The organism is Burkholderia sp. E168m15, assembly GCF_016586105.1.
Lineage (GTDB): Bacteria > Pseudomonadota > Gammaproteobacteria > Burkholderiales > Burkholderiaceae > Burkholderia > Burkholderia orbicola.
Genome location: NZ_BCPO01000121.1, coordinates 1 through 9227 on the forward strand (window position 1 = coordinate 1; position 9227 = coordinate 9227).

At 66.8% G+C, this 9227-nt stretch carries 9 protein-coding genes; 5 read left to right on the forward strand and 4 right to left on the reverse strand.

Annotation, left to right across the window (positions count from 1 at the left end; genetic code table 11):
* A partial coding sequence (locus tag JMF86_RS19460; protein WP_201317110.1) for a LysR family transcriptional regulator occupies positions 1 to 338 on the reverse strand: 338 nt, incomplete at its 3' end.
* 140 nt (positions 339 to 478) lie between these two features.
* On the opposite strand from JMF86_RS19460, the gene JMF86_RS19465 reads away from it, so the two are divergent.
* Positions 479 to 1480, forward strand: a complete 1002-nt coding sequence (locus JMF86_RS19465) for an aldo/keto reductase (RefSeq protein ID WP_011547516.1) — start codon at positions 479 to 481, stop codon at positions 1478 to 1480.
* Between the two features lie 132 nt (positions 1481 to 1612).
* Positions 1613 to 2353, forward strand: coding sequence for a sulfite exporter TauE/SafE family protein (locus tag JMF86_RS19470; protein WP_041489381.1), 741 nt, complete (start codon positions 1613 to 1615; stop codon positions 2351 to 2353).
* Positions 2354 to 2436: 83 nt separating this feature from the next.
* Here the strand turns inward: JMF86_RS19470 and JMF86_RS19475 are convergent, their stop codons facing one another.
* The 3 genes from JMF86_RS19475 to JMF86_RS19485 all read right to left on the reverse strand — a co-directional run bounded on the left by JMF86_RS19475 (position 2437) and on the right by JMF86_RS19485 (position 6444).
* Positions 2437 to 4608, reverse strand: a complete 2172-nt coding sequence (locus tag JMF86_RS19475; protein WP_011547518.1) for a hypothetical protein — start codon at positions 4606 to 4608, stop codon at positions 2437 to 2439.
* A gap of 506 nt (positions 4609 to 5114) precedes the next feature.
* On the reverse strand, positions 5115 to 5501 hold the full coding sequence (locus tag JMF86_RS19480) for an ester cyclase (protein ID WP_011547519.1): 387 nt from the start codon (positions 5499 to 5501) through the stop codon (positions 5115 to 5117).
* A gap of 46 nt (positions 5502 to 5547) precedes the next feature.
* Positions 5548 to 6444: a LysR family transcriptional regulator gene (locus JMF86_RS19485; protein WP_011547520.1), complete on the reverse strand. Its 897-nt coding sequence runs from the start codon at positions 6442 to 6444 to the stop codon at positions 5548 to 5550.
* Between the two features lie 499 nt (positions 6445 to 6943).
* On the opposite strand from JMF86_RS19485, the gene JMF86_RS19490 reads away from it, so the two are divergent.
* The 3 genes from JMF86_RS19490 to JMF86_RS19500 form a co-directional block, all read left to right on the forward strand.
* Positions 6944 to 7813, forward strand: coding sequence for a peptidoglycan DD-metalloendopeptidase family protein (locus tag JMF86_RS19490; RefSeq protein ID WP_006478827.1), 870 nt, complete (start codon positions 6944 to 6946; stop codon positions 7811 to 7813).
* Between the two features lie 209 nt (positions 7814 to 8022).
* Positions 8023 to 8922 (forward strand): class A beta-lactamase, encoded by a 900-nt coding sequence (gene bla, locus JMF86_RS19495; protein ID WP_041489382.1) that lies wholly within the window; start codon positions 8023 to 8025, stop codon positions 8920 to 8922.
* Between the two features lie 106 nt (positions 8923 to 9028).
* Positions 9029 to 9227: LysR family transcriptional regulator (locus JMF86_RS19500; RefSeq protein ID WP_201317111.1), on the forward strand; the 199-nt coding region annotated here is incomplete at its 3' end.

The following is a 9227-nucleotide window of genomic DNA, read 5'->3' on the forward strand; positions in this document are numbered from 1 at the left end:
TCCGGCAGCGCCGGAATCACCTGGTTCAGCGCGAAACGCTCGGGCAGGTCGACGCGGATCACGCCGCGCGGCGACGCGCCGGCATCCTCGAACAGCGTTTCCACATCGTCGAGATCGGCCAGCAACCGCACGCAGCGCTCGTAGTAGGTCGCGCCCTCGGCGGTCAGCGCGACGCGCCGCGTCGTGCGTTGCAGCAGGCGGATCTTCAGGTGCTTTTCCAGATACTGGACGGCGTTGCTGACCGTCGGGCGCGGCAACTGGAGTTGCTCGGCCGCTTTCGTGAAGCTGCCCAGATGGGCGACGCGCGCGAAGGTGCGCATTGCTTGCAGATGGTCCATGCGGGGGCGGGAGCGTGGCGATTGGAACAGGCTCCATTGTTAATCATCGTCGAATGAATTGGTTGGGGGTTTCGCGTTTATCGTGCGCCGCGATGCGTTCAGAATCCGGTTGATTCAGTCAACACCGCAAGGACACGGATATGGACAAGCATCGACTGGGCCGCACGGGCCCGCAGGTTTCGGCGATCGGGCTCGGCTGCATGGGGATGTCGGACTTTTACGGGCCGGCGGATCGCGACGAAAGCATCGCGACGCTGCACGCGGCGCTCGACCACGGCATCACGCTGCTCGATACGGGCGACTTCTACGGGATGGGCGACAACGAGATGCTGATCCGCGACGCGCTGCGCGGCCGCACGCGCGACCAGGTGCTGATCAGCGTGAAGTTCGGCGCGCTGCGCGATCCGGCCGGCGGGTTCGCCGGCTACGACGCGCGGCCCGCGGCGATCCGGAACTTCGTCGCGTATTCGCTGAAGCGGCTCGGCACCGACTACCTCGACATCTACCGGCCGGCACGCGTCGATCCGGCCGTGCCGATCGAGGAAACGGTCGGCGCGATCGCCGATCTCGTGAAGGCCGGGTACGTGCGTCATATCGGGCTGTCGGAAGTCGGTGCGGACACGATCCGCCGCGCGGCCGCCGTCGCGCCGATCGTCGATCTGCAGATCGAATACTCGCTGCTGTCGCGCGGGATCGAGGCGGACATCCTGCCCGCGTGCCGCGAACTCGGGATCGGTGTGACGGCGTACGGCGTGCTGTCGCGCGGGTTGCTCGGCGGCGGCTGGAGCGCGGCGCGGCAGGGCGAGCGCGATTTCCGCGCGGCCAGCCCGCGTTTCCAGGGCGAGAACCTCGCGCACAACCTCGCGCTGGTCGATGCGCTGCGCGCGATCGCGGACGAGAAGCGCAGCAATCCGGCGCAGGTCGCGATCGCGTGGGTGCTGTCGCGCGGCGCCGACATCGTGCCGCTGGTCGGCGCGCGCAAGCGCACCCAACTGCAGGACGGTTTGCTGGCAACTAAATTGCAACTAACGGTCGATGACCTCGAACGCATCGAAGCGGCGGTTCCCGCCGGGGCGGCGGCCGGCGAGCGTTATCCGGCCGCGCAGATGGCGCACCTCGACAGCGAGCAGGGCCGGGGGTGATCCACGGGGCCGGATCGCCGGGGCCTGACAGCCCCGGCCAACCGGCCCGAGCCAGCCTCAGGCAAAGCCAGATGGCGGGCGGCAGGGCGGGCAGGCATCATCGGCGCCGTACTCAACGACGGAATGCCTGCCATGCAGATTCATACGCTGACGATCGTCGTGCTGGTTTTCCTGTTGGCCGGCGCGGTGAAGGGGATGATCGGGCTCGGGCTGCCGACGATCGCGATGGGGCTGCTGACGCTCGCGATGCCGCCGTCGGCCGCGGCGAGCCTGCTGCTCGTGCCGTCGCTCGTCACCAACGTGTGGCAGTTGTGGCTCGGTCCGTCGTTCGGCGCGTTGCTGCGCCGGCTGTGGCCGCTGCTCGCCGGCCTGACGGTCGGCACGTTGACGGGCGGATTGCCGGCGCTCGCGGCCGGCAGCACGTGGACGCACGCGGCGCTCGGCGTCGTGCTGGTGCTTTACGGGCTGTGGGGGCTGGCGGCGGCGCGGCTGCCCGCGCCGGGGCGCCATGAAAAATGGTTGTCGGCCGGGGTCGGCTACCTGACGGGCGTCGTGACGGCCGCGACCGGCGTGTTCGTCGTACCGGCGGTGCCGTACCTGCAGGCGCTGCGTCTGTCGAAGGACGATCTGATCCAGGCGCTCGGGCTGTCGTTTACCGCGTCGACGATCGTGCTCGGCCTTCAGTTGCGTGTGACGGGCGTATTGCAGACCGTCGATCTCGGCGTGTCGGCGCTCGCGCTCGTGCCCGCGCTGGCGGGGATGGCCGGCGGCCAATATGCGCGGCGCGTGATGAGCGAGAAGCTGTTCAAGCGTTGCTTCTTCATCGGGCTGATCGCGCTCGGCGCGTATATGGCGGGGTCGGGGTGGCGGTGAACGTGCCTCCGGCCGCTGAATGATCCCGAAGCCGGTTTCGGCAACCGGCTTCGGGAACGGTCACGGCATGACGTTCGCGCCGTTCACGCCGGATCGGCGTACTTCAGCGTCCACCCGACCGTGCGGGTCGCGCCCGCGCCGAGTGCGAACGGTTTCGTCGTGCACGCGAAGTTCGAATGCAACTGTCCGATCGGCGTCGTCGACAGCGGATTCGTCGCGCCGTTCGCCGTGTCGAAGGCGGACAGCGCGCAGTTGTCGAACCCGGACGTCGCATAGCCGGTCGCGGCGCTGTTCGCGTACGTCACCGATACGCCGTCGCCGTTGGCCTGCGTCGACGCGAAATCCGCGAACGACGTGAAGTCCGTCTCGATCGCGAGGTTGCCGGCGAGCGTGCCCGAACTCAGCGTATCGCTGCGCGACACCGTGCCGTGCGCGAAGGTCAGCACCGTGTGCACCTGCAGGTCGAGATCCGTCGTGTACGCGGCGTTCTTCGACGCGAGGCGGAACTTCGTCGTATCGAACGACACGATCACCTGGCCGTTGCTCTGCTGCACGTTCAGGTTCTTGTAGTACGTGACCGGAATGTAGGTTTTCGCGTTGTACGTCACCTGCGGCACCAGCAGCGCATAGCCGAGGTCGGTCGTGCCGTAGATCAGCTTGTCGGAGAACGGCACCGGGTAATACGGCGTGTACGAGTCGTAGTCGGGCGCCTGGCTGAGGTTCAGGTTGATCACGCGCCGGCCGTCGCGCACGGTGAGCAGCGCGGCGCTGTACGGATGCGCGGCGTCGCCCGGCTGGTTGTACCAGGTGAGCGTGTAGCGCGGCAGCGCGTCGAGCCACGCGCGGTAGTCCGCATCGGCCATCGGCGCCTGGCCGCCGAAGCCGAGCTTGTTCCACCATGCGTTCACGTACAGGTACTGGTGCAGCAGGCTGAAGTTCTCGCCCATCACGCGCGGCTTGCCGCGATAGGTGTCGGTGCCGCGGCCCTTGACCCACATGTTCACCGACGGCGTCGGCAGCGACGGGTCGTACCAGTACGTGTCGAAGCGCCGCGCGGCCTGGTAGATGAATGCATACGCAACCTGTTTCTCGCGATCGGTCAGCACGCCGGCATTGGCCGCGGCCGTCAGCACCTCCATGAACGCGGAATCGCCGTACGGGCCGATCGAGCGGCCGTAGTTGAAGCCCTGGCCGTTGGCGTTCAGCTGCGGCAGGATCAGGTCGACCGACTTGCGCAGATAGCCCTTCAGCTCCGGCGTGAGGTTTGCTTCGTTGCCCATCTCGAACGTGCGCTCGACCACTTCGCCGATCAGCAGCGTGCTGTAGCGGTCGAAGCGCGCCTGGTCGTAATAGGTCGTGTGCGTGTTCGATGCTTCGTCGGAGAACCCGCCCGACGAGTCGTTGCGGATGTGGTTCGTCAGCGTGTACAGCAGCGCGTCGCGCGCGCTCATCGCGGCGACCGCCGGATCGGTCTTCGATGCGAACGACGGGCTGCTCCAGCCGAGCTTCTGGCGCAGCCCGGCAATGCCGTAGGACACCGCGTAGTAGTTCTGAGCGGTGTTGAGCGACGCGATGTCGATCGGCGTGCCGGCCGCCGGGCATGTACTGGTCTTGCCGCTCGCATCCGGGCCGAACATGTCGCAGAAGGTGAGCCGCTGCTGCAGCGTCGCGAGCATCGCGTCGCTGAAGACTTCGTTGAGCATCCCGTGCGCCTTCAGGTTGTTCAGCGCGACGAGGTAGTAGTACTCGCCCCACGACGTGTTCGCATACGTGTAGTTGCTGCCCGACTGCGCCATCATCGCGGTCGTGATCGTCTGGTACGTCGCGAGGTAGCTCGCGTATTGCGGGTCGTTCTTCGACTTCATGTCGATCAGGATGTACGACAGGCCGAGCGCGAGCTTGCCGGGCAGGAATTTGTCGCCGGTGTTCGTGTCGAGCACGTGGACGGGCGTGCCGTCGCCGAGATCCATCACGACCTGCGTGAAATCGGGCGATTTCCGGATCAGGTCGAACAGCGCGCGCATCTGGCCCATCATCGTGACCGGGATGTTCGTGCCGGCCGGCACGCTGGTGTCGGGCGCGCCATAGACGAGCGCCTGCAACGAGTTCGACGCGAGCGTGGGCGTGGTGGGCGTGGTCGACGAGGGGGGCGATGGCGGCGTGTCGGTCACGTCGTTGCCGCCGCACGCGCTGACGAACACGACGGAAAGGGCGCTGAGCGCGGCGCCGAGCGCGAATCTGCTGCGCGGATGCATGGTGTCTCCAGTTTTGAATAGTGGTGAAGCACGGGCATGTGTGGCCGATGCCGTGCTCGATGCCCGTACCCGGCTGCCGCCCTTGCAAACCCTGATCCCTGAAGGCGGACGGCCTGAATCGCAAATCGAGCAGGCAAGCGTTCCCCCTGCGCGGGCCATGACCGGCGTCGCGCTCGAGCATTGGAAAACGTTTTCCAAATTTAGGCATCCATCCGCGTGATGTCAATGAACTTTCACATCGGATGCGCCGGTAGAAACCCGAATGGCGGGCAGCGGATAGTGCGGGAGGGGAAATCGGTCTTATGCGAAAATCGCCAGGATTTTCGTTGCTGATCGAATGGTCATCGGGTGAGAGAAATCGCGCTTTGAAGCGGCGGCCGGAGCGTGACCTGGAAACCGATTCTCGATACGTAATGAGAGAAAACGTTATCCATAAGAATCGAAGTGCATTCAGGCATTCCTGACCACCGGCCGCCGCGCGCGACGCCGCGCCGTTTCGACGACGTTCAAAGCTGCTTCTCGATCGCCGCCTTGTCGATCACCGACCACACCTGGCGGATCTTGCCTTCGTGAAATTCGTAGAACACGTTCTCGGCGAACGTGACCTTGCGGCCGTCGACGGCGAGCCCCATGAACGTCCCCTTCGGCGAACACGCGAAGCGAAGGCGACACGCGACACGCGGCGGCTCGCACACGAGCAGCCGGATGTCGAAGCGCAGATCGGGAATGTCGCGGAAGTCCTGTTCCAGCATCGCGCGGTAACCGGCGAGGCCGAGCGGCCGGTCGTTGTGGATCACGTCGTCGGACACGTACTCGCCGAGCGCCGTCCAGTCCTGCCGGTTCAGGCAGTCGATATACGCGCGATAGCGGGTGGCGAGATCGGTATCGGTCATGGTCATGCCTCCGTATGTCGATGGGGCGACGCGAATGCGGCGCGCGTCAGCGCGGCGGTGCGCCGCCGGACAGGAACGCGACGAACTCGCGCGTGTACTTCGGCAGCGCGTCGAACGACCGCGCGCAGAGCGTCAGTTTCCGATGGCTCCACGGATCGGACAGCTCGACGAGCCGCACGTCCATCGTGAGCATCGCGCGCTCGGCCGCATGCCGCGACACGATGCCGATGCCCACGCCGCTCGCGATCACGCGGCAGATCGCGTCGAAGCTCTTCAACTGCACGCGATAACGAATCCGCTTGCCGATCGCACGCGCCTGATCGGCGAGATGCACCTGCAGCGCGCTGCCGTCGGTGAGGCCGATGAAGTCTTCGTCGGCGATGTCGTCGAACGCGACCTTGTCGTGCGACGCGAGCGGATGCGCAGCCGGCACGACGACGATCAGCCAGTCTTCGCGGAACGGCTGCTGTTCGAGCCCGCCGAGCCCGACCGAATCGGCGACGATGCCGACCTCGGCCGTCTTGTTGCGGATCGCATGCACGATCTCCTGGCTCGAGCGTTCCTCGACGCTGATCGACAGCTTCGGATGGCTCGGCAGGTAATCGGCCAGGGCGTCGGGCAGGTATTCGCTGAGCGACGCGGTGTTGCACAGCAGCCGGATATGGCCGCGCAGCCCCTGGCCGTATTGCTGCAGTTCGCCACGCATGTGATCGATCTGCTGCAGCACGGTGCGCGCGTGGTGTTCGAGCGCGCGGCCCGCATCGGTGGCCTGCGCGCCAGACTTGGTCCGGTGCAGCAGCGGCACGCCGAGTTCGTCCTCCATCCCGCGAATGCGTTCGCTCGCGGCCTGCAGCGTGATGTGCGTGCGTTCGGCGCCGCCCGTGATCGTGCCGGCTTCGCAGATGTTCAGGAAGAGCCGCAGGTCGGTCAGGTCGAAGCGCATGATGGGCGGAGCGATGGGTGGGGATGGCCGATAAGTTAGCAGGAACCGCCGCGCCGGTCTCAGGGGCAGCTTGAGGCCTGGTTCGTCGCTTCCGCATTTTCGGGGTGCGATCGGCGGCCGATGATGGGCGCACATCAACCGGGGAGCCTGTCATGCGGATCGATTCGTCATGGGGCGTGTCGTTCAAGATCGCGTTGCATCTGCTGTTCCTGTGCATTGGCATCGCGTGGGCCGCAGCCGAAATCGTCGCATGGTTGCGGTGAATGTCGCGGATCGCGCCTATTGAAATCAGCGGGCCATAGTTTTTGACGACGAAAATTCTTCCGTTCTTCAGCGAAAAGACCATCAAGTTTTTCCGGGTCGGACCGTATTACCGGTAGCGAATGCCGGCCGGCATCCGGTCCGTGATCGTTTGTCATCATTGTTTGCATCCGGTTACACGTCGGCCGTTCCGTTTTTGAGATGCTTGAAAGATTGTCAAACCGGAGTCGGATCGTCCATGAAAACGCGCGAGATTCACCCTAAGGCGGCGTGGCTGTCGGGCCTGGCCGCCGTGCTCGTCATGGCCGGTTGTGCAAGTACGCAGTCCGTTCCGCCGAGCGACACGCTGGCGGGAAAACCCGCTGATACGAGCCCGCCTGCCGCGCAGTTGGCCGCGCCGATGCCGGCCGCACCGATTCTCGTCGCGCAAAAGTACGTCGTGAAACGCGGTGACACGCTGACTGGCATCGCCTCCGCGAACGATTGCAGCGTGGCCGACTTGCGCACCTGGAACAAGCTGGCCGCGAACGGCAGGCTGCGCATGGGGCAGGTACTGCGCATCGTCAAGCAGCAGCCGCTGCCGCCCGCGGGCGCGGCCGGCACGCAGATTGTCGCGAGTAATGGCGCGGCGAGTAGTCAGGGCAACTCGCAGACCACCGCGCAGGCCACTTCGCAGGCCGGCGCATCGACCGCGAGCGATCGCCAGGTCGTCAAGGAAACGAAGCGCCATGCGGGCGGCGTCGCGCTCAAGTGGCCGGCAACCGGCAAGATCGTCGACGGGTTCAAGCCCGGACAGAACCGCGGCATCCAGATCGCCGGCCGGCCGGGCGACCCGGTGCGCGCCGCGGCCGACGGCCGCGTGATGTACGCAGGCACCGGCCTGAACGATTACGGCAGCCTGATCATCGTCCAGCACAACGCGGACTTCCTGACCGCCTATGCGCACAACCGCAAGCTGCTCGTGAAGACGGGCGACATCGTGCATCAGGGCGATGCGATCGCCGAGATGGGCGACCTCGACAACTCGCGCGTCGCGCTGCTGTTCGAGGTGCGACGCGACGGCAAGCCGGTGAATCCGATGCCGTACCTGCCTTCGTCGCAAGGGTGAAGCGCGGCCGTTTCGCTGGAACGCGACGGCGGTCACTGCTACGCTAAGGTTTGTTCATGCGAATCCCGCTATCGCGGGGCCGACGGGCGTCTTTCGGGGAAGCGCGGCGAATGCCGTCGCGGGCCGGCCGTCGGCGTGAACGGTCGCGCGTCGCCGATGCGCGGCCGCGTTGCTTCGCGCCACCGTTTCCGACAGAACAGATCTCATCCATGGAACATTCTCCGACTCGCCGCTCGCTGTTGCTTGCCGCCGTGGCTGCGCCGTTCGTTGCCGCGTGCACGTCCGCGCCGGTCGCCGACCAGGGGCGCGCCCATACTGCCCAGGCCGAACTCGCCGCACTCGAAAAAGCCTCGAACGGGCGGCTCGGCGTCGCCGCGCTCGATACGTCGAACGGCGTGCGCATCGCGCACCATGCGCGCGAACGCTTCCCGCTGTGCGGCACGTATGCGGTCATGGCCGCCGCCGCGATGCTCGCGCGCGGCTCGCTCGACGCGTCGCTGCTGCCGCGCCGTATCCTGTACCGCCGCTATGAAATCGTGTCGGGCTCGCCGATTACGGAAAGCCACGTCGACACCGGCATGACGATCGCGCAGCTGTGCGCGGCGATGCTGCAGTCGGGCGACAAGGGCGCGGGCAACCTGCTGATGGGCGTGCTCGGCGGTCCGCAGGCCGTCACGGCGTTCGCGCGCGAAAGCGGCGACACCACCTTCCGCCTCGATCACTGGGAACCCGAGCTGAACAAGGCCGCGCCCGGCGACGAGCGCGACACGTCGACGCCGGTCGCGATGGTCGACACGCTGCAGCGGCTGCTGCTCGGCGACACGCTGCGCGAACCGCAGCGCGCGCAACTGACGGAATGGATGGCGGGCGGCGCACGCGCGGCGACCGGCATCGCGGCGGGCGTGCCGCCCGGCTGGCGCGTCGCCGACAAGGCCGGCACCGGCGGCTACGGCACGACGACCGACATCGCGGTGCTGTGGCCGCCGTCGCGCGCGCCGATCGTGATGGCCGTGTCGTTCACGCAGCCGCAGGCCGATGCCGCGGCGCGCGCGGACGTCGTCGCGTCGGCGGCGCGCATCGCGGCGGGCGCGCTCACCGCGACGACCTGAATTTTCGGCGTCTCGCGCAAAGCCGGCGTTTGGCTTATCGTGTCGGTCAGCGCGCGCCGACGCCGGCGCGCGGTCCTTCCGCGCCGTTTTCCGTTTCCCGTTCGCCATGCGCCGACTTCCGCCCCTGCACGCGCTGCAGATCTTCTCGACGGTGGCTCGCCACCGCAGCTTCACGCGCGCGGCCGAGCAGCTGTGCCTCACGCAGGGCGCGGTGAGCCGGCAGATCCAGACGCTCGAGGCGCATTACGGGTTTCCGCTGTTCAAGCGGCATGCGAAGGGCCTCACGCTGACGGCGGAAGGCGAGC

Coding starts and splice junctions, on each gene's coding strand:
- JMF86_RS19465 (WP_011547516.1), top strand. CDS start 479: ATGGACAAGCATCGACTGGGCCGCACGGGCCCGCAGGTTTCGGCGATC.
- JMF86_RS19470 (WP_041489381.1), top strand. CDS start 1,613: ATGCAGATTCATACGCTGACGATCGTCGTGCTGGTTTTCCTGTTGGCC.
- JMF86_RS19475 (WP_011547518.1), bottom strand. CDS start 4,608: ATGCATCCGCGCAGCAGATTCGCGCTCGGCGCCGCGCTCAGCGCCCTT.
- JMF86_RS19480 (WP_011547519.1), bottom strand. CDS start 5,501: ATGACCGATACCGATCTCGCCACCCGCTATCGCGCGTATATCGACTGC.
- JMF86_RS19485 (WP_011547520.1), bottom strand. CDS start 6,444: ATGCGCTTCGACCTGACCGACCTGCGGCTCTTCCTGAACATCTGCGAA.
- JMF86_RS19490 (WP_006478827.1), top strand. CDS start 6,944: ATGAAAACGCGCGAGATTCACCCTAAGGCGGCGTGGCTGTCGGGCCTG.
- bla (WP_041489382.1), top strand. CDS start 8,023: ATGGAACATTCTCCGACTCGCCGCTCGCTGTTGCTTGCCGCCGTGGCT.